The sequence below is a fragment of the Allomuricauda ruestringensis DSM 13258 genome (assembly GCF_000224085.1).
GTDB classification, from domain to species: domain Bacteria; phylum Bacteroidota; class Bacteroidia; order Flavobacteriales; family Flavobacteriaceae; genus Flagellimonas; species Flagellimonas ruestringensis.
In genome coordinates, this window is the sequence record NC_015945.1 from 1643033 (window position 1) to 1662330 (window position 19298).

General features: G+C 41.5%; 19 protein-coding genes. 12 read left to right on the forward strand and 7 right to left on the reverse strand.

What is annotated here, in order from left to right; translation table 11 throughout:
• The first annotated feature begins 9 nt into the window (after positions 1-9).
• The gene (locus MURRU_RS07440; RefSeq protein WP_014032837.1) at positions 10-579 is read left to right on the forward strand and encodes a DUF3109 family protein; all 570 of its coding nucleotides are present in this window, start codon (positions 10-12) and stop codon (positions 577-579) included.
• Here the strand turns inward: MURRU_RS07440 and MURRU_RS07445 are convergent.
• From MURRU_RS07445 to MURRU_RS07460, 4 genes are all read right to left on the reverse strand, one after another.
• Positions 572-2482: a tetratricopeptide repeat protein gene (locus tag MURRU_RS07445; protein ID WP_245545072.1), complete on the reverse strand. Its 1911-nt coding sequence runs from the start codon at positions 2480-2482 to the stop codon at positions 572-574. The two genes, MURRU_RS07440 and MURRU_RS07445, sit on opposite strands and share 8 nt — an antisense overlap.
• A gap of 72 nt (positions 2483-2554) precedes the next feature.
• Entirely contained in the window at positions 2555-3289 is a 735-nt protein-coding gene (locus MURRU_RS07450) for a LytR/AlgR family response regulator transcription factor (protein ID WP_014032839.1), read from the reverse strand.
• 1123 nt (positions 3290-4412) lie between these two features.
• Positions 4413-5066 carry a gluconate 2-dehydrogenase subunit 3 family protein gene (locus tag MURRU_RS07455; RefSeq protein ID WP_014032840.1) on the reverse strand — a complete coding sequence of 218 codons (654 nt, stop codon included), beginning with the start codon at positions 5064-5066 and terminating at the stop codon, positions 4413-4415.
• Positions 5066-6784 carry a GMC oxidoreductase gene (locus tag MURRU_RS07460; RefSeq protein ID WP_014032841.1) on the reverse strand — a complete coding sequence of 573 codons (1719 nt, stop codon included), beginning with the start codon at positions 6782-6784 and terminating at the stop codon, positions 5066-5068. The genes MURRU_RS07455 and MURRU_RS07460 overlap by 1 nt, the downstream gene beginning before the upstream one ends.
• Before the next feature lie 136 nt (positions 6785-6920).
• Here MURRU_RS07460 and MURRU_RS07465 point away from each other — a divergent pair, with 136 nt between their 5' ends.
• From MURRU_RS07465 to MURRU_RS07485, 5 genes are read left to right on the forward strand one after another with little or no spacing between them, the layout of a single operon-like run.
• Positions 6921-7919 carry a sugar phosphate isomerase/epimerase family protein gene (locus tag MURRU_RS07465; RefSeq protein WP_014032842.1) on the forward strand — a complete coding sequence of 333 codons (999 nt, stop codon included), beginning with the start codon at positions 6921-6923 and terminating at the stop codon, positions 7917-7919.
• Between the two features lie 23 nt (positions 7920-7942).
• Positions 7943-8386 (forward strand): DinB family protein, encoded by a 444-nt coding sequence (locus MURRU_RS07470; RefSeq protein WP_014032843.1) that lies wholly within the window; start codon positions 7943-7945, stop codon positions 8384-8386.
• 23 nt (positions 8387-8409) lie between these two features.
• Positions 8410-9639 (forward strand): nucleoside permease, encoded by a 1230-nt coding sequence (locus tag MURRU_RS07475; protein ID WP_014032844.1) that lies wholly within the window; start codon positions 8410-8412, stop codon positions 9637-9639.
• Positions 9640-9667: 28 nt separating this feature from the next.
• Positions 9668-10906, forward strand: a complete 1239-nt coding sequence (locus MURRU_RS07480) for an MFS transporter (protein ID WP_014032845.1) — start codon at positions 9668-9670, stop codon at positions 10904-10906.
• A gap of 22 nt (positions 10907-10928) precedes the next feature.
• Positions 10929-12065 (forward strand): Gfo/Idh/MocA family protein, encoded by a 1137-nt coding sequence (locus MURRU_RS07485; RefSeq protein WP_014032846.1) that lies wholly within the window; start codon positions 10929-10931, stop codon positions 12063-12065.
• 53 nt (positions 12066-12118) lie between these two features.
• Here the strand turns inward: MURRU_RS07485 and MURRU_RS07490 are convergent, their stop codons facing one another.
• The gene (locus tag MURRU_RS07490) at positions 12119-12583 is read right to left on the reverse strand and encodes an ASCH domain-containing protein (protein ID WP_014032847.1); all 465 of its coding nucleotides are present in this window, start codon (positions 12581-12583) and stop codon (positions 12119-12121) included.
• Positions 12584-12745: 162 nt separating this feature from the next.
• On the opposite strand from MURRU_RS07490, the gene MURRU_RS07495 reads away from it, so the two are divergent.
• The 6 genes from MURRU_RS07495 (at position 12746) to nadD (ending at position 17437) form a co-directional block, all read left to right on the forward strand.
• Positions 12746-13798 (forward strand): sugar phosphate isomerase/epimerase family protein, encoded by a 1053-nt coding sequence (locus MURRU_RS07495; RefSeq protein ID WP_014032848.1) that lies wholly within the window; start codon positions 12746-12748, stop codon positions 13796-13798.
• Positions 13795-14556 carry a 3-keto-disaccharide hydrolase gene (locus MURRU_RS07500; protein WP_014032849.1) on the forward strand — a complete coding sequence of 254 codons (762 nt, stop codon included), beginning with the start codon at positions 13795-13797 and terminating at the stop codon, positions 14554-14556. The genes MURRU_RS07495 and MURRU_RS07500 overlap by 4 nt, the downstream gene beginning before the upstream one ends.
• Before the next feature lie 25 nt (positions 14557-14581).
• A complete protein-coding gene (locus tag MURRU_RS07505) occupies positions 14582-15313 on the forward strand; it encodes a 3-keto-disaccharide hydrolase (RefSeq protein WP_245545080.1) in 732 nt (243 codons plus the stop codon).
• A gap of 85 nt (positions 15314-15398) precedes the next feature.
• Positions 15399-16256: a YicC/YloC family endoribonuclease gene (locus tag MURRU_RS07510; RefSeq protein WP_014032851.1), complete on the forward strand. Its 858-nt coding sequence runs from the start codon at positions 15399-15401 to the stop codon at positions 16254-16256.
• A complete protein-coding gene (gene gmk, locus MURRU_RS07515; protein ID WP_014032852.1) occupies positions 16253-16849 on the forward strand; it encodes a guanylate kinase in 597 nt (198 codons plus the stop codon). The genes MURRU_RS07510 and gmk overlap by 4 nt, the downstream gene beginning before the upstream one ends.
• Before the next feature lie 3 nt (positions 16850-16852).
• Positions 16853-17437, forward strand: coding sequence for a nicotinate (nicotinamide) nucleotide adenylyltransferase (gene nadD / locus MURRU_RS07520; RefSeq protein WP_014032853.1), 585 nt, complete (start codon positions 16853-16855; stop codon positions 17435-17437).
• Between the two features lie 2 nt (positions 17438-17439).
• Here the strand turns inward: nadD and MURRU_RS07525 are convergent, their stop codons facing one another.
• Positions 17440-18546 carry a glycoside hydrolase family 130 protein gene (locus MURRU_RS07525; RefSeq protein ID WP_014032854.1) on the reverse strand — a complete coding sequence of 369 codons (1107 nt, stop codon included), beginning with the start codon at positions 18544-18546 and terminating at the stop codon, positions 17440-17442.
• Between the two features lie 5 nt (positions 18547-18551).
• Entirely contained in the window at positions 18552-19268 is a 717-nt protein-coding gene (locus tag MURRU_RS07530; protein ID WP_041801387.1) for a DUF6503 family protein, read from the reverse strand.
• Between the last annotated feature and the right edge of the window lie 30 nt (positions 19269-19298).

Sequence of the window (19298 nt, forward strand, 5' to 3'; positions counted from 1 at the left end):
CCGCTTAGTATGTTCCAGATAGGTAAAACCATAGTATCCGAAGAGATATTGCAAAATGATTTTGTGTGCAACCTAAATGCATGTAAAGGTGCTTGCTGCGTAGGAGGGGAGTACGGAGCTCCCTTGGATGATTCCGAAACCGACAAACTCGTAAATATTTATGATGATGTAAAACCATTTTTACGCCCCGAAGGCATCGAAGCCATTGAGGAACACGGAACTTTTGTTAAAGGAGAAGATGGCGAATGGGAAACCCCATTGGTAAACAACAACGAGTGTGCCTATGTTATTTTTTCTGATAATGGTATGGCAAAATGTGGGCTGGAAGCCGCTTATGAAGCAGGTGCCACCAAGTGGAAAAAACCAATTTCGTGCTATTTGTACCCGGTAAGAACAAGGGAGTACTCCGAATTTACGGCGGTAAATTACCATAAATGGGAAATTTGTGACCCAGCTTGTGCTTTGGGAGAGGAACTTAAGGTTCCGATCTATAAGTTTGTGAAAGATGCCTTGATCCAAAAATTTGGAGAGGACTGGTACAGGGAATTGGAGGAAGTAGCAGCCGAAAACGTTAAATAGTAGGAATGTCCAGCACTACTTTGGTGCCGTTCGGGTCTCCGTTTTCATCAAACAGATCCAAAATATCCACATCAAATTTGTTTTGATAATCCTTGGCAAAATTGGCCAATCGTTCTTTGGTAATGCGAATGCCCAAGGATTTTCTCTTTAGCACCCTGTTTTCTTTGTTCACTTCTGCCATGGTTCGGCCCACGCCATTGTCCACAATTTCAATGGTTACGTGGCCTTTGTCCTTGTGCTTTACGTTGATTTGTATTTTTTTCTCACCATCCTTTGGGGATAGACCGTGCCACAAAGAATTTTCCAAGAAGGGTTGAAGCGTTAACGAAGGAATCTTTATGTTGTCTACATTGATACCTTCCTCGACCTCAATTTTAAAATCTATTTCATTGGAGAACCTAATGTTTTCGATGTTCATATAGAGCTCCATGGTTCCCAATTCTTCCGATAACGGGATTTCCTTTTGGGATGACGCCTCTAGAATCTTCCGTACCAGTTTGGAAAACTTGTTTAGGTAATGGACGGCATTTTTTTGCTCGTTGTTTATAATGTAAAGCTTGATGGAGTTCAACGAATTGAACAAAAAGTGCGGGTTCATCTGGCTGCGGAGCATCTGTTGTTCCAAGGTCAGTACCCTTTTCTCGTTTTTACTTTGGTATTGGCGATAAAGAATATAGAGAATGGACAAAATTAGTCCAACAATTAGAGCACTAACAAGAAGTGTTGTTTGGTTCTTCTTCAGTCTAAGGCGAACAATCTCATTTTCCTTGGCAAGTACGGCAATTTGGTTGTTCTTCTTGTCATTTTCGTACTTAACAATAATATCGTTCATGTACCTTAAGTTGGTGGCACTGGAAATCTGCTTGTCGTATTCGTCGGCTTTTTTGTAATACTCGTAAGCTTTTTTAAAGTCGCCCTTGGTATTTTGGAGTTCCGACATTTTTTCATAGGCATACAGAATGTTGCTGGGAATGTTTCGGTTTTGGGCCATTTGTAAACCTTCCCTTATAAAGTCCTCGGCTTCCATGTAATTGCCCAATTTTGTCTGTGCCCAACCTGTATTGATAAAAACCAGAGAGGTTATGGAAAAGTCGCCAATTCTTTTTGATTCTTCTTGTAGCGGCTCCAAAAGCACCAATGCCAAGTAGGGCATATCCTGTTTAAGATAGATTTGGGCCAGACTGTTCTTGCATATCAAACGGCCAATATCGGAATCAATATCTTCATTGTAGGCCAGTGATTTTCTGTAGTTTTCCAGAGCACCTTCCAAGTCCCCTTTTTCTTCAAGGCAATGCCCTATATTTTGATGGTTGATGGCCAACCCCAGTTTATTGCCAAGTTCTTCTTCAAGTTTTAGGGCTCTCCGAAACTGTAATATTGCCAAATCATACTGTTCCAAGGTTTGATATAGGTTCCCTATGCCGTTCAGCGCAACATTGATGCTTCTTTTTATATGGTTCGAGGGGTCTTCGACCTGCTCTGCCAATTCCAAGGCCTTTTGGTTGTAGTCCAAGGCTGTTTTAATGGCATCGGTACGTCTGTATACAACTCCTAGCATATTAAGGCTAAGGACTCTAAAGTCGGTGTTGTTGGCCTCCACAGAGGCTGCTAGGGCCTGTTCATGGAGAGTCACCGCTTTTTCGTATTGAGAAACATTTCTGTATTTCATGCCCAACTGGTTCAGGGCATAGGCTCTACCTACCAAATAATTATACTCTTTGCTTAAATTGGCAAAATACCTCAACAACGAGGTGTCTCTTTTTTCTGAATGCAATTCTTTGTCGAGAGCTTCATATGTTTTGGGCTGAAGTTGAACAAGTGTTTCGGCCTTATCCTTAAATTCTTTTGGGATTTCCTGGGCGATCAAGGAACCAAAAAACGAAAACAATAATAGAATGAGCAAAGGAATTCTTTGCGGTCGATATAGATTTTCGAAGTATTGGAGCTTTACGATAGGCACGGGAACATTGTGGGATTAAAGCATATCCAAAAAGTCGGATTTTTTTTGCCGGGAAACAGGAATTTTATGATTGGACTCCAAAACCACATAACCATCGGTTTTGAGGAACTCTTTTATTTTATTGAGATTGATAATGTATGAATTGTGTATTCTAAAGAAGCTGCTCTGGGGTAAAAGTGTGTTTACTTCTTTTAGTTTTTTGGTAAGTAGTATTTTTTGACCATCCGACAAGAAAATGGTACTGTAGTTACCATCCGATTCTGCGTAAAGGATGTCGTCACTGTTCAAGAAAACCAGTTTGCCATCGGTGTTGATGGTTATTTTTTTGTTCTGTGATTCCGCATTGAAGTTGAGCAAAATTTTCTCCAACCGATCAATACTCAAGTTCTTGGAGTTAAACTTTTTTATCTTGGCAATGGTTTCTTCAAGATCATCAGAATCAATGGGCTTTAAAAGATAATCGATGGCCTCATTCTTTAGGGCTTGCAGCGCATATTGGTTGTAGGCTGTAGTAATAACGACCGGGAAATTTTTGTTCTTTAGGTTTTTAATAAACTGAAACCCGTCCATGGCGGGCATCTCTATGTCCAAGAACAGGCAATCGGGAGTATTTTGTTCCAAATAATCCAAGGCCTCTCGGGCATCGGTAAAAGATGCAATAATATCCACCTCATCGCTCAAGTTGGTCAGTTCCCAACTTAAACTTTGCAGGGCTTTTATTTCGTCATCAACTATTACAGCTTCTAGCATAATACAGAATAGGTTATATCAAATTTAGAATTATTCTTCACATAGTAATAAAATTATGTGTTAATGGATATTTAGCACGTATAACTGGTATAAAAAGCCAAATCAAGGGAAAAACTACCATTTTGGGCACACGACAAAAGAACTGCATGAAGAAAACAAACACAATCTGAAAACCGTGCAAACCAATTATACATAAAAAGGAACAGTTTATACATAGACCACATACTTGTGGAGTATTGTTATTTATATTCGGCTTGTCAAAAATTGAAAGACAACTTATAAAGTTTTGGAAATGAGAAAATGTGCAGTATTATTTCTGATTTTAATAATGGTTTTGATTTTTGCGGCGGTGTTAGATAAGAATGATACCGGATTAAATTCTAGTTGGAACAAGATAGTTGTAAAAAAATAAGCTTGTAACCAACAGCTGTTCTTGAAAATTTTGTATTACCAAATAATTGTACGGCCACAGCAACCAATCTCTTGATTGTATAAACCGCTTGCACAATTAATCTTCAATTAGGTCAAAATCTAAATTTGATTTTAGGTTTCGGGGGAACTACCTAGGACGAATAAAGGTTTGTGAAGACCATGATTGAAGAGGCCGTACTCTTTGGTAATATTTGGCCAATGGCCGGTTCATCATAAAAGCGAGACCAAGTAAGTAAACATTATTGCTTCTTGGTCTTTTTTATTTGGTGTGAGTTTATTCTCATTTTTCCGAGAATTTCGACTCTCAAACCAAGATTTTCAACATTTTATGTTAAAAACTTTGTACCTGTTTTGCCAAGGAGACCTTTAAAGTTTCAATACGTTTTTAAATCTTTGCTTACGCAAACTTCAAATTTCAACTTTTTATGTGGTATTGATTGCTGTATCATTCAAGCTGATTTTGGATGATGCAAAAACTTACTGTACAGAAAGTAATTAGGCAATCAAAATTTTGTGCTCGCTGATGTACAGTTTAATTTGTACTGAAAACAGTACGTGTGATAGTGTTTATTGATTTAATACCTCGGACAAGTTCACCCCACATTAGAACGTTCCGAGGTATTTTTTTAAAATAAGACATAAAAAAACCTCCAATTTGGAGGTTTTTGATTTTATAGGTTATAAAGTTAGCTTACAATGACCAAGCTTTGCCGCTGGTCAATGTTTCCATATCTCCACAAGGGACATATTCACCTGGAATTGGCAAATAGGCCAATACTTCTTCACCAATATATTCTGATGATTTATAGGCCCATGTGGCCAAATCCCTTAAATCGTTGGCAAAGGAGAAGCGGGCAATGTCATCGTCCAAACTACCTTCCCCACCTTTCATAATGGCCTCCATGTAATTCATGATGGCTTCGGAATGTGTCTCTTCCTCCTCGTCGGTACGTTTTTTAAGAAATGTTTGCAATGCAGGCTCTATATCCGCTGGTTCAATGTCCATCAAGGTTTCTTTACCTGAATCCGCAAGAACCTTATCGTAGAATTTGTTCATTTTCATGACTACAAAATCCCTTTGTTCCAATGGCATTACTTCATCCAAATACGCATCGATAAAAACATGCACGTTCATCTCGGTTGCTGACGGAGTGTCCGTTTTGGGAAGGATTACGTCCAAGGTCTGTGCCATGGCGTATCCCTGTTCTTTGTTTAGGAAACTGGGTGTCCATTCGGCATAGGCCGGCTTGTTCTTACAGCTCTGTAGCAAAGAGAACAATGTTGGTGTGGCCACTGCATAACCGAAGGCCAATCCCATATTTTTAAGTGCTGATCTTCTTTCCATTATATATTTCCTTTTTTAAGTTCTTGGGCGGCGTGGTTTGCAGCCCTTGCAGTAAATGCCATGTAGGTCAACGATGGGTTAACGCAGCTTGCAGAGGTCATAAAGGCGCCATCGGTTACATATACGTTCTTACATCCATGCACCTGGTTGTGTCCATTTACCACGGATGTTTTTGGATCACGGCCCATACGTGCTGTTCCCATTTCATGTATACCAAGTCCTAGAGCATAAGGTCTATCGTAAGGAGTAATGTCCTTGGCTCCTGATTTTTCCAACATTTGAACGGCCTGATCCTGCATATCCTTACGCATATTCAGTTCGTTTTGTCTGATTTCTGCATCAAAAGTAACGGTAGGTAGGCCCCACTTATCTTTTTTGTCGTAATCCAAGGTCATCTTATTGTCGTGGTATGGAAGAATTTCTCCAAAGGCAAGCATGTTCATGGTCCAACCTCCAGGGGTAAGTACAGCATCTTTATAGTCTTTACCAAAAGAAGCTTCGGCAATCATTTCTTCATAATTGCCCCTGCTGGCACCTCCTTGGTAACCATACCCTCTAACAAAATCCTTCATGTCGGAATCCCCGCCAAGGTTCCTGAATCTTGGAATATATGTACCATTGGGTTTTCTTCCTTTGTAATACTTGTCTTCGTATCCTTCAAATTTACCGGATGCACCGACCAAGAAATGGTGGTCCATAATGTTGTGGCCCAATTCTCCGGAATCGTTGCCCAAACCATTGGGGAACCTATCGGATTTGGACTGCATTAAAATGGAAGTTGATGCTACGGCAGAAGCACAAAGGAAAATTACTTTGGCCTTGAACTCGAATTCCTCTTTGGTTTCCCTATCGATAACCTTAACCCCTGTAGCCTTTTTGGTATTAGGGTCATAAATTACTTCGTGAACAATGGAATCCGGTCTTAGCGTCATGTTTCCTGTAGCTTCGGCAGCTGGCAATGTGGAAGAAACACTACTAAAGTATGCTCCGAATGGACATCCTCTAATACAACGGTTTCTAAACTGACAACGAACACGGCCATCGCCATCAAACTGTTTGTCGCTATTAATGTGCGCGACCCTTCCAGCTGTAATCACACGGCCATTAAAATGTTCTGCAACTTTTCCTCTAACATGGTCTTCCACACAGTTCAGTTCCATCATGGGTTCAAACTTCCCATCTGGCAATTGCGGCAAACCTAAATTTTCACCGGACACACCAATGTAACTTTCCACTTTATCGTACCAAGGTGCTATGTCTTTGTAACGTACGGGCCAATCAACCGCAATACCTTCATTTTTGTTTGCGGTAAAGTCAATATCGCTCCAGCGGTAACTATGTCGTCCCCACATAATGGAACGTCCACCAACATGGTATCCTCTCATCCAATCGAATCGTTTGGTCTCGTTGTATGGGTGGTCCAAATCATTTACAAACCAATGTTTGGATGCCGCTCCAGTTGTGTACCCTGTTCTGGATTGTTTCTCTTGTTTTTTAATGTCTTCTCGGGTTGCTGTTCCCGCATGAGGAAAATCCCAAGGATCCTTATTGGCCGTTGGGTAATCGTCACGGTGCTTTACCATGGGCCCACGTTCCAAGACCAAAGTCTTGAGACCGTTTTCGCACAACTCTTTGGCAGCCCAACCACCGCTGATACCCGTACCTACCACGATGGCATCATAGGATTCCTGCTCCTGATTGTAATAAAATTTACTCATTTATTCGGATTGTTTATTTGCTAAATGTATTAATTATTAAATTAATTTTCTACATTTAAACCCTATGTTTATTGAGAATTCGGCACTATAACGTTGTAGTTTTTGGATTCCGAACGAAATTAACTAACGTAAAAATATGAACAGAAGTAATTTAACACAGAAAAGTATTGTTACCTTGATTATGGTGGCATTTTTAGGATTTTATTCCTGTAAACAAAATCCAAAAAAGGAATCGGCCGAAGAAACCGCAACAGAAGCGGTAGCCGTTGAAGAATCCAAACCGGATATAAAACTTTCTTTGGCACAATGGTCCATCCATAAAATGATTCTTGAAGAGGGAGTTGATCCTTACACTTTTGCAGAAAAAGCAAGTGAATGGGGATTTGAAGGTCTCGAATATGTAAGCGCCCTTTATTATAAGGAGCTACAGGCCGCTAATTTCTCTGAAGAAGCTATGAACAACTGGGTGGAAAAAAGTAAGGCCGAAAGTGAAAAATACGGCTTAACGAACGTCTTGATCATGGTAGATGGTCAAGGAGATATAGCCGTTCCGGATGAGGCCGAAAGAACAAAAGCGGTTGAAAACCATTACAAATGGGTAGATGCCGCCGCAGCTTTGGGCTGCCAGTCTATCCGTGTAAACCTGAACGGAAGCATGGACCCGAAAGTTTGGATGCCGGCCTCTGTCGCAGGGCTTACGCAACTGGCTACTTACGCCAAGGACAAAAACATCAATATTATTGTTGAAAACCACGGAGGACCTTCCTCCAATGCACAACTGTTGGCAGAGGTTATGGAAAAAGTGGGCATGGACAATTGTGGAACCTTGCCCGATTTTGGCAATTTCTGCATCAAAAGAGAAGCTGGTGACTACTATTCATCCAAATGTTTGGAAGAATATGATCGCTATAAAGGAACAAAGGAGTTAATGCCCTACGCCAAAGGCGTAAGTGCCAAATCCTATAGTTTTGATGAGGAGGGGTATGAAACAAGAGTGGATTATCCAAGAATTATGGACATTGTTCTAGAGTCCGGATACGAAGGTTTTGTGGGGGTAGAATATGAAGGCTCCGAACTTAGTGAAGAAGAAGGAATTTTGGCAACCAAGGCACTTTTGGAAAAAGTATTGGAGTAGTCCAAATTAATATGAATGGGTAGATGAAGGGATTTTTGCAACAACTCTTCGATTACAATTTTTATTGTAACAAAAAAGTAATTCAACAATGCAGTGGTCTGGACCATGTTCCGGACAACTGCATTAGACTTTTTAGCCATATACTCAATGCGCACCATATCTGGAACCATCGCATGTTGGGGATTCCAACCGAATATGGTGTTTGGGACGAGCACGAATTGAGTAAGTGGGAGGATATCCATTACGAAAACCAACGTGCCTCTTTTGAAATTGTTTCCAATACGGATACTTTTGAAAAACGGGTGGAGTACGAGAACAGTCAAGGGAGAAATTTTTCAAATGAATTAAAGGATATCCTTTTTCATATTATTAACCATTCCACGCACCATCGGGGGCAAATTATGATGGAGTTGAGAAATTCTGGAATAGCGCCAGAACCTATGGACTACGTACATTATAAACGATAACAAGCAACTAACTAACACTTTACATGAATATTAAAACCAAACTCCAACTGTCCTTTATGATGTTCCTCGAGTTTTTTATCTGGGGTGGTTGGTTTGTTACTTTGGGTACTTTTTTGGGCAACAATCTAGAAGCAACGGCCGGGCAATCATCAATGGCTTTTTCCACACAATCATGGGGAGCTATCATTGCTCCGTTCATTATCGGATTGATTGCTGATAGATACTTTAATGCAGAACGAATTTTAGGGGTACTGCACTTAATAGGTGCTTTTTTAATGTACCAAATGTACCAGTCAACAGACTTTACGGCCTTTTACCCCTATGTATTGGGTTACATGATCTTGTACATGCCAACATTGGCATTGGTAAATTCAATTTCATTCAACCAAATGAAAGACCCAGCAAAAGAATTTTCGAACATCCGCGTGTTCGGAACTATTGGTTGGATTATTGCCGGTCTGGTCATTAGCTATCTTTTTGTTTGGGATTCGCCAGAGGCATTGAAAGCGGGAATGCTCAAAAACACATTTTTAATGGCGGGCATTGCTTCTGCCGTATTAGGGCTTTTCAGTTTTACATTGCCCAAAACCCCACCAACAGTAAACAAAAATGAAAAAGTGACCATTTCCGATATGTTGGGACTGGATGCGCTAAAACTTTTAAAGGACAAAAACTTTTTGGTGTTCTTTATCTCATCCGTATTGATTTGTATCCCATTGGCCTTTTATTATCAAAATGCCAACCCTTTTCTGGCAGAAATAGGATTGCCCAATCCAACGGGGAAAATGGCTATCGGACAAATATCGGAAGCACTGTTTATTCTTGCGCTACCCTTTTTCTTTACCAAGTTTGGATTTAAAAAGACGATTTTGATAGGCATGTTGGCTTGGACCGTTCGTTATTTGCTGTTCGCTTACGGTAATGCCGACGAACTGTCATTTATGCTGATCATCGGAATTGCATTGCATGGTATTTGTTACGATTTCTTTTTTGTATCCGGACAGATTTATACCGATACCAAAGCAGGGGAAAAGTACAAAAGTGCCGCACAAGGATTGATTACTTTGGCCACCTACGGGGTAGGAATGTTAATTGGGTTCTGGATCGCTGGATTAATAACAGATTCGCTTACTTTGGAAGATGGGACTCATGCTTGGGATAGCATTTGGATTTATCCGGCAGCGTTCGCAGCAGTAGTATTTATATTGTTTGCGCTAATATTTAAAAATGAAAAAGTAGAATATAAATCTTAGATACAACCAAAAATCAACTAATACAAACATGAAAAACGTAAACAAGAATCAGCTTTTTGTAGCGGCCTGTATATCGCTCGTCGTTACTTCCATGACCTTTGCCATTAGAGCAGGTATACTGACCCAGTTAGGAGAAGAATTTATGCTTTCCAATCAACAATTGGGGTGGATAAACAGTATGGGCTTTTTTGGATTTCCGATAGCCATGATCTTCGGCGGATTGCTCTACAATAAAATAGGGGCACGTAAACTCATGGTAACGGCATTTGTCTGCCACATGCTTGGATTGGTGCTCACTATCATGGCAGGCGGTTTCTGGACGCTAATTATATCCACCTTCTTTATCGGTTTTGCCAATGGTTCGGTCGAAGCGGCCTGTAACCCTATGATCGCCGATATGTTCACCAAGAACCGGACAGCTATGCTGAACAGGTTCCACGTATGGTTTCCTGGAGGAATTGTAATTGGTTCCCTTATCTCCAAGTTCATGACCGATTTTGGAATGGGATGGCAGGTGCAGATCGCGGTAATGCTGATACCAACACTTATCTACGGATATATGTTCTTTAAACAACAATTTCCGGAAAGCGAACATATCGAAACCGATACCACAAAAAATATCAAAGGCCTAGCAGACCCATTGTTCATTTTTATAATGATCTGTATGACGCTCACCGCGATATCCGAATTTGGACCACAACAATGGGTAGAGCGTATATTGGGTAATTCAGGAGCAAGTCCAATGCTGGTGTTGGCCATGGTAACGGGTATTATGGCCATAGGCCGATACTTTGCAGGCCCCATTGTACATAGGCTAAACCCTATCGGTGTACTGGTAATGTCCGCTTTGATCACTACCGCAGCCGTTTACAGCATGAGTGTTGCCGAAGGGTCGATGATTTATTTTGCAGCCATTCTTTTTGCCCTCGGAGTTTGTTATTTTTGGCCTACCATGATCGGGTTTACCTCGGAATACCTTCCAAAAACGGGAGCATTGGGAATGTCCTTGGTCGGAGGTGCAGGAATGTTCTCCACGGCCATTTGGCAGCCTGTAATTGGCGGATGGTTGGATAGCGCAAAAGAAACAGCCGTAGCATCTGGGTTGACCGACCAGATTGCAGAGTTGGCCGCAGGAAAGGCAACCTTGGGAAAAATGATGTTTTTCCCGCTGGCAGTATTGATTTTGTTTTCCATTTTGTTCCTTTTTAGAAAAAAACTGGAAGAACGAAGAGTGCCACAAGGTCATACCGCAGAAGAAGTAGTATAATTATAAAATAAAATAACAGAAAATGCCTAAAAAGATTAGACTTGGAATTCTTGGGGGAGGCGGTGATTCCCTTATTGGGGTGTTGCACAGAGTAGCCTCTTTTATCAATGACAATTATGAAATAGTCGGTGCCGTATTCAATCCAGATTTGGAAGATAGTATAGCGTTTGCCAAGGAAATCGACATTCCTACCAATCGCGTCTACAAAGATTTTGATACGCTTGTTGAAGAAGAGATGAAGCTCCCAGAAGACGAACGTATTCAGGTATGTTCCATTCTTACGCCAAACTTTCTACATTACCCAATGGCTAAAAAATTATTGGACAATGGTTTTCATGTGATTTGCGAAAAACCAATGACCACTACCTACGAAGAAGCCAAAATTCTTCAGGAAACCCTAAAAAAGGCGGGAACTGTATTTGCCGTTACCCATACCTATACAGGGTATCCGATGGTGCGTCAAATGCGTGAGATGATCAAAGAAGGAGTCATCGGGAAAGTACATAAAGTAGACGCCCAATATTATCAAGGTTGGATGAACCCTATCATCCATGACAAGGAAAAACGCGGAACTGTATGGAGGCTCGACCCCAAAAAAGCGGGAATCAGTTCTTGTATGGGAGATATAGGAGTGCATGCTTTTAATATGATTGAGTATACAACGGGCTTGCAAGTACAATCATTGCTGTGCGATTTCAATTATATGTATGATGATAATGTGATGGACATGGACGGTACGGCCCTTATCCGTATGGACAAAAACGTAAAAGGAGTCATCAGGGCAAGCCAAGTGGCCACAGGAGAGGAAAACAACCTCACCATTGCCATTTATGGTCAAAAAGGAGGCTTGAAATGGGAACAGGAAAACCCCAATTACCTCTATAAACTGAACGATCCAGAACCATTGCAGGTATACAAACCAGGCCATGAATATAATTCTGACCTATCCTTGGATGGAACCAAATTACCTCCCGGACACCCCGAGGGTATTTTTGATTCCATGGCCAATATTTATTTGGGCGTGGCAAGGGCCATCCGCGGCGAAGAATACAATAGCGGAGAGTTCCCGACCATGTTGGATGGAGTTAGAGGCCTTAATTTTATTGAGAACACCGTAGCTTCTCACAAACAAGGAAATGTTTGGGTGGATATGGATTGATATTGGTCTATGGACCTAAAAACTAGACATGATGGCTGCCCTATGGGCGGCCATCATTTTTTATAAAGCATCTCAAATTCCTCAAAAACCACGATCATACTCTCGGTAGGTTTGGTGCCTAGTTCAGAAAGTTCACGGGTGTAATGGTCCCAATGTGTTTTTTTCCAGTGTTCCAAACTTTTGTCGCCCTCGCCCTCTAGGCGAGCATGCTCTTCCCGAATACTAAAAAAGGGCAGTAGTTTAACAGCAGTGGTACGAATAACGCACTTGGCATTGCCCTCCCAATCGGTAACCACGTAAAAATCTCCGATTTTGGGCAAAGCTTCATTGCGTAGTTGAATCCCTTTTAAAGAATGGGTAGTGGCCCTTTTGATTTCTTTGCAAACCAAATCGGCACACAGATCGGCATCTTTTTCATTATCACAAAAATGAATCACTTTGGGCGCATCTTCAGAAGCAAATTCCAAATGGGCATCCAAAAAGTCGCCCCACAGATTTCGGGCAGAAGCATTTTCCATAAGTAGTGTTTAAAAAAAAACTCTAAGCTGTTTTAATTGTTAATGAATCCCTATATTTATGTCTTACTACATGAGACATAAAATTAGCATAGTTTTTTTCTTAAATATAGAGGATAAATCCCAATTAAATTGGGATTTCCAAATTTCTTAAAATTAAATTCAATGAAAACAATTAAAGGACCAGCCGTGTTCTTGGCGCAATTTGTGGACAGTAAAGCTCCGTTCAATACCTTGGACGGTATGTGTAAATGGGCCTCGGATTTGGGGTACAAAGGAATTCAAATACCAACTTGGGAATCCTTCCTGATAGACTTGGACAAAGCGGCCGAAAGCCAAGATTATTGCGACGAGTTAAAAGGAAAGGTCAATTCGTACGGATTGGAGATCACAGAACTATCCACCCACTTGCAAGGGCAATTGGTAGCAGTGCATCCCGCTTACGATATTATGTTCGACAACTTTGCGCCCGAAGCATTGCACGGAAAACCAAAGGAACGTACCAAATGGGCCGTTGAGACCGTAAAAAAGGCCGCAACCGCAAGCCGCAGGTTGGGACTTAACGTGCATGCCACATTTTCTGGCTCATTGCTTTGGCACACCGCTCACCCATGGCCACAACGACCTGCTGGCTTGGTGGAAATGGGTTTTGAGGAGTTGGCGAACCGCTGGATGCCCATTCTAAACCATTTTGATGAAGAAGGTGTAGATGTATGTTACGAAATTCACCCTGGCGAAGATCTCCACGATGGGGATACCTTCGAGCGCTTTTTGGAAGCAACTGGTAATCACAAAAGAGTGAACATTCTGTACGATCCAAGCCATTTTGTATTGCAGCAATTGGATTACATTACCTATATCGATCATTACCACGAGTTTATCAAATCGTTCCACGTAAAGGATTCAGAATTTAACCCAACGGGCAAAAAAGGAGCCTTTGGCGGGTACAACGATTGGGGCGATAGAGCAGGGAGGTACCGTTCCTTAGGCGATGGTCAGATAGATTTTAAGACCATTTTCTCCAAATTGACCCAGTACGGTTGCGATGTTTGGGCCGTAATGGAGTGGGAATGCTGCATAAAAAGTCCAGAACAAGGTGCTCGTGAGGGAGCAAAATTTATTCAAGATCACATTATAGAGGCGACCACAAAAACTTTTGATGATTTTGCAGGTGCCGAAACTGATAAAGAAAAACTTAAAAACATATTGGGATTATGAGAAAATCGATATTATTCGTAGCCCTTGCCATTGCTTTTGCATGTAAGGACAAATCAAAAGAGAACAAACAGGAAGTTGATTCTGACCCAATGGCTGGCATGGAAACTGAAACTCCTGAAGAGCCAAAGCCATCGTGGGATATTCTATTCGATGGAACCAGTTTTGACGGTTGGCACATGTACAATGGAGGAGAAGTTACCGAACCTTGGAAACTTGAAGATGGCGCCATGGTTTTTTATCCGCCAGAGGAGCGGCCCGAAGGTGCCAACTATAACTTGGTGACGGATGAAGAGTTTACCGATTTTGTGCTTACCATGGATTGGAAAATTGCCGAAGGCGGAAACAGCGGTTTCTTTTGGGGAGTGAAAGAAGATGAAAAATACGGACAACCTTACTTAACCGGACCAGAAATACAGGTTTTGGACGATGAAAGACATCCTGATGCACAAAATGGGGAAGACCGATTGGCAGGTTCTTTGTACGATATAATCCCTCCATCGGAAAATGTGGTGAAGCCTGCAGGGGAATGGAATTCCGTGGAATTGATGATCAATCACAAAACCAACCAAGGCCATGTTGTTTTGAATGGGACCAAGATAGTTGAGTTTCCAGTGCAAGGCCCAGAATGGGATGAGCTGGTGGCCAATTCAAAATTTGCAGATTGGGAGGATTTTGCAGCCTTTAAAACAGGTAAAATTGGATTACAAGACCATGGAGATGTGGTAGCCTTTAGAAATATCAAAATAAAAGAACTTTAAAATGAATAGAATCAAGATTGCCCTTATGTTGCTGACATTTTCAATAGGGCTGTTCACATTTGGGCAAGAAGTAGAACCAACTACGCCAGAAGAAACCGAATTTTATAAACCCGTACCACCAAAAGTGACCCCTGGCGAAGATGGAGCCCCACCAAGTGATGCCATTGTACTTTTTGATGGCACCTCCTTGGACAAGTGGATCAGTTCTGTAGACAGTACCGCCGCCAAATGGACTTTGAACAAGGATGGTAGCATGACGGTGAACGATAGGACAGGAGACATTCAGACCAAGCAAAACTTTGGAAGTATCCAGCTCCATATCGAATGGAAATCACCCGCAGAAGTACAACGCGATGGTCAAAACAGAGGTAATAGTGGCGTATTTTTAAATGGTTTGTATGAAGTCCAAGTACTGGACAACAACGATAACGACACTTACGTCAACGGTCAAGTAGGTTCTATTTACAAACAACATGTGCCTTTGGCCATGGCATCTGTACCTACAGGAGAATGGAACACCTACGATATAATTTACCATGCTCCCGAGTTTGAGAAGGGGCAAAAAGTGAAATCTGGAACCTTAACGGTAATCCACAATGGTGTGTTGATTCAAGATCATGTGGAGATAAAAGGAACCACCCCTTACATTGGTTGGCCCAAAAACCCACCACACGGCAAAGGGCCACTTAGGCTTCAAGATCATGGCGACAACAGCAGGGTCAGTTATAGAAATATTTGGGTGAGGGAGCTGGATTAGCTCCCTTATTACTATTTTACTGATACAGAATCTCCAAGAGCCAAAACCTATTTTGGTTACCTTTGGCAAAATTTATCATTTATATATGATTCAATCCATGACAGGCTATGGGAAGCATGTAGTTCAGCTTCCTTCCAAAAAAATAACCATTGAGCTCAAATCGCTCAACAGCAAGAGTTTGGATATCAATGCCAGACTTCCCCAATTCTATAGGGAAAAGGAACTGGAATTGCGCAAAATGATCGCTGGCGCCTTGAACAGGGGCAAGGTAGACTTTAACCTTTATGTTGAAATTACGGGAGAGGAAACTACAGCAGAGGTCAACAAAGGTGTGGTAAAGAATTATATGGAACAATTGGCCGATATTGTCAAGGGCGACGATATAAAATTGATGGAAATGGCATTGCGCATGCCCGATACCCTCAAAACCGATAAGGACGATATTGACGAAGAGGAGTACAAGGCCATAATAGAAGCCATGGACGAAGCCCTTTCCAAAATTGTTGAGTTCCGAAATGAAGAAGGAAAGGTGCTGGAAGCCGATTTTGTGGCCAGGTTGAAGAATTTAAACGAACTTTTGGAAGCCGTGAAAGCCATGGACCCTGAGCGCTTGGGAACGGTAAGGGAGCGATTGGACAAAGCGGTGGCCGACCTTAAAGTGGAATTGGATGCCAATAGATTTGAACAGGAACTGATCTATTATCTTGAGAAGTACGACATCACCGAAGAAAAGGTTCGTTTGGCCAACCACCTTAAATATTTTGAGACCACCTTAAATTCCGATGACTCCAATGGCAAAAAATTAGGTTTCATTTCCCAAGAAATAGGGAGAGAGATCAATACCATTGGTTCCAAGGCCAATTATGCGCCCATGCAACAATTGGTGGTACAGATGAAGGATGAATTGGAAAAAATAAAGGAACAAATGCTCAATGTGTTATGACAGAAGGCGGTAAACTTATCATTTTCTCGGCACCCTCAGGCAGTGGTAAAACCACGATTGTGAAGCATCTATTGGATCAACTAGAACTGAACTTGGCATTTTCCATATCGGCAACATCCCGCCCTCGAAGGGGAAAGGAAAAGAATGGGGTCAACTACTATTTTATGTCGGTTTCCCAATTTAAAAGGCACATCAAAGACGGTGATTTTTTGGAATGGGAAGAAGTGTACCGGGATAATTTTTATGGTACTCTTAAAAGTGAAGTAGAGCGTCTTTGGGCCGAAGGGAAAAACGTGATTTTTGATATTGATGTTTCTGGCGGACTTAGAATTAAAAAGAAGTTTCCGGAGAAAACATTGGCCGTTTTTGTAAAACCTCCCAGTGTTGATGAACTTAAAATCAGACTGAAAAAAAGAAGTACCGAAAGCGATGATAAAATCAATATGCGGATTGCCAAGGCATCCGTGGAGCTGGCCACAGCCCCTCAGTTTGATAAAATCATCAAGAACTACGACCTCGATGTTGCTCTTAATGAGGCCCATAGATTGGTCGCCGAATTTGTTGGGGCCGAGATGCCCCCTAAAGAAGATTAGAACATGAAAAAGGTAGGGCTCTTTTTTGGGACCTTTAACCCTATACACATAGGCCATTTGGTCTTGGCGAACCATCTGGTGGAATTTTCCGATCTGGATGAGGTTTGGTTCGTAATAACGCCACAAAGCCCGTTTAAGGTGAAGCAATCCCTTTTGGACAACAACCATCGCTATCAAATGGTGTTCGAAGCGGTTCAGGATTATCCGAAGCTAAAACCCAGTAAAATAGAGTTTGATCTTCCCCAGCCCAATTATACCACCAATACCCTGGCCCATTTGGATGACAAATACGGAAAAGACCATCAATTTTCACTGATTATGGGGGAGGACAATCTAAAAAGCTTCCATAAATGGAAGAACTACGAGGCTATTTTGGAACATTATTCCATTTATGTGTATCCTAGGGTATCGGACGGTAAGATAGAGCATCAATTTAAGGGACACCCAAAAATTACCAAGGTGGATGCGCCCATCATGGAAATATCATCGACTTTTATCCGCAAAGCACACAAAGCAGGTAAAAATGTTCGTCCCATGCTCCCGCATTCCGTTTGGAAATATATGGATGAAATGAATTTTTACAGATAGCGCTATTTTCTTGCGGTAACCACCCCTACCATGCTATCTGCCGTTCCGTAATACAGATACCAAACATTTTTGAAGAGTACCAAGCCCTCCAGAAAGGTAGTACCATCTTTATATTGGCCTGATTTTTCAAAAGGCAATTCGGGTTTTATAAAAGGTTTCTCGGTACGGTCCAACAGCTTCCAAGGTTCTTGGGCATCAAAAAGGGCCTGCCCTCCTGTATAAATTCGATTTCCGAGTTCCTTTACTCCAATATTTTGTGAATTCCCTGCATTGTAGAGCACCACAATGCCATTATTCGTTAGTAGTGGAGGTGGACCTGCTTCCACTAGCCAAGAATCGAAATAACCGGGCCTAGGGCTTAAAACGGGTGCCAGTTTGCCTTCGTAGGTTTCCACGGGCTCCCAATCTATCATATTGGTTGATGTGGCCAGCCAAATATGGGGCACACCATAGTACATCCAATATTTACCATCAATCTTTGCAGCAACCAGTTTACCATCCTTAAGTGCTGTTACAATGGCTCCCGATTTGGTTTCTTTTTCGTGGTAAATACCGTTCTTATAGTTTTGGAATACTGGTCCATGCTTTTCCCAATGCACTAAATCTTTTGAGGTGGCAACGGCAAGCTTGGGGACTTTACGGTTCCATTGTGTATAGGTAAGAACATACAATCCATCTTCTGTCTCAACTATGCGTGGGTCTTCAATACCGCCTGGCCATTCATTGATTTTTTGATTGTCGTTTTTTGGGTAAAATACAGGTTGTGGCCATTTGTTGTAGGAAGTACCATCCGCCGAAGTGGCCATTCCGATTCGTGAACGATGTCCCCCGATTTCCTTTTCCCCTAATTTTTCTTCAGCCCGATAAAGAACATAGATAGAATCGCTTGTGGTAATCGCGGCGGGGTTAAATGTAGCCATGGATTCCCAATGCACAATAGTTTGTGTTATAGGACTTTTAAAGGTTGAAGCACTATCTTTCTGTAAAATAGGTTGGGCATTTTCCGGACGTTCAAATGGGCCCAACATCCAATCTTTTTCTTTGGTTTGGGAAAATGTGTTGGTTTGGGAAAGTAAAAGAACGAATAGAAATAAAAATGTCTTTTTCATCAAGTTTAAATTTTTTCCAAAGTATCTGTTCCTAAGTATTTATCGTCCTTATTCAGGTACCAAGCTCTTGTCTTGGGCATTTTTATCCCGTTGATTTCCTCTAATCCATTCAAAAGTATGTATTCACCATCATTTTTACTTTCATCATGGTAAAATTGATATACTTCCATGGCGTAGGTAGTTGGGTCAAAATAAAAATACCATGTATCGGTGCCGACTTCAGCATCGTAGGTAACTTTTAAAACCACATACTTTTTGCCCTTGAATGTCTTATTGTAAAGTTTGGGATCCAAGTGTGTACCAGGGTCGTTCAACTTCATTGGGAGGCCGTACAAGTATGTGTAGTAATCTTTCATGAAGTTGCCGCGTTCACAATTCAATCTGAATTTTTCAGCTTCTTCCTCAGAAATATCATTACTTCCATTTAAGGTAATTTCACAAGAATCCTTGTTTATTTTATACAAATAGGAATTGCCATCTTGTTCCACATCCAACGTAAATTCCTGTTGGGGAAAATCCACTGCGATGGTACTTGTACGCAATGGACGGTCCGGGGTTTCCATAACCACCTTAAATGTGGTATTTAAGCTTTCCCAATTGCCATTAGGGTCGTGAAACGCAATGGCCTTTTGCAAAACCTCTTCTGCGGAGGGCGATTGGGCTTGAACGGGAGCAATGGATATAAACCCCAGTGTTAGGAACATAAAACAATATCTTACCATATCAAAAAATTAGATGATAGGAAAGATACC

Bases quoted from the DNA above. Each gene is read 5' to 3' on its own strand.
- MURRU_RS07440 (WP_014032837.1), top strand. From the start codon at position 10: ATGTTCCAGATAGGTAAAACCATAGTATCCGAAGAGATATTGCAAAAT.
- MURRU_RS07450 (WP_014032839.1), bottom strand. From the start codon at position 3,289: ATGCTAGAAGCTGTAATAGTTGATGACGAAATAAAAGCCCTGCAAAGT.
- MURRU_RS07455 (WP_014032840.1), bottom strand. From the start codon at position 5,066: ATGGAAAGAAGATCAGCACTTAAAAATATGGGATTGGCCTTCGGTTAT.
- MURRU_RS07460 (WP_014032841.1), bottom strand. From the start codon at position 6,784: ATGAGTAAATTTTATTACAATCAGGAGCAGGAATCCTATGATGCCATC.
- MURRU_RS07465 (WP_014032842.1), top strand. From the start codon at position 6,921: ATGAACAGAAGTAATTTAACACAGAAAAGTATTGTTACCTTGATTATG.
- MURRU_RS07470 (WP_014032843.1), top strand. From the start codon at position 7,943: ATGAAGGGATTTTTGCAACAACTCTTCGATTACAATTTTTATTGTAAC.
- MURRU_RS07475 (WP_014032844.1), top strand. From the start codon at position 8,410: ATGAATATTAAAACCAAACTCCAACTGTCCTTTATGATGTTCCTCGAG.
- MURRU_RS07480 (WP_014032845.1), top strand. From the start codon at position 9,668: ATGAAAAACGTAAACAAGAATCAGCTTTTTGTAGCGGCCTGTATATCG.
- MURRU_RS07485 (WP_014032846.1), top strand. From the start codon at position 10,929: ATGCCTAAAAAGATTAGACTTGGAATTCTTGGGGGAGGCGGTGATTCC.
- MURRU_RS07490 (WP_014032847.1), bottom strand. From the start codon at position 12,583: ATGGAAAATGCTTCTGCCCGAAATCTGTGGGGCGACTTTTTGGATGCC.
- MURRU_RS07495 (WP_014032848.1), top strand. From the start codon at position 12,746: ATGAAAACAATTAAAGGACCAGCCGTGTTCTTGGCGCAATTTGTGGAC.
- MURRU_RS07500 (WP_014032849.1), top strand. From the start codon at position 13,795: ATGAGAAAATCGATATTATTCGTAGCCCTTGCCATTGCTTTTGCATGT.
- MURRU_RS07505 (WP_245545080.1), top strand. From the start codon at position 14,582: ATGTTGCTGACATTTTCAATAGGGCTGTTCACATTTGGGCAAGAAGTA.
- MURRU_RS07510 (WP_014032851.1), top strand. From the start codon at position 15,399: ATGATTCAATCCATGACAGGCTATGGGAAGCATGTAGTTCAGCTTCCT.
- gmk (WP_014032852.1), top strand. From the start codon at position 16,253: ATGACAGAAGGCGGTAAACTTATCATTTTCTCGGCACCCTCAGGCAGT.
- nadD (WP_014032853.1), top strand. From the start codon at position 16,853: ATGAAAAAGGTAGGGCTCTTTTTTGGGACCTTTAACCCTATACACATA.
- MURRU_RS07525 (WP_014032854.1), bottom strand. From the start codon at position 18,546: ATGAAAAAGACATTTTTATTTCTATTCGTTCTTTTACTTTCCCAAACC.
- MURRU_RS07530 (WP_041801387.1), bottom strand. From the start codon at position 19,268: ATGGTAAGATATTGTTTTATGTTCCTAACACTGGGGTTTATATCCATT.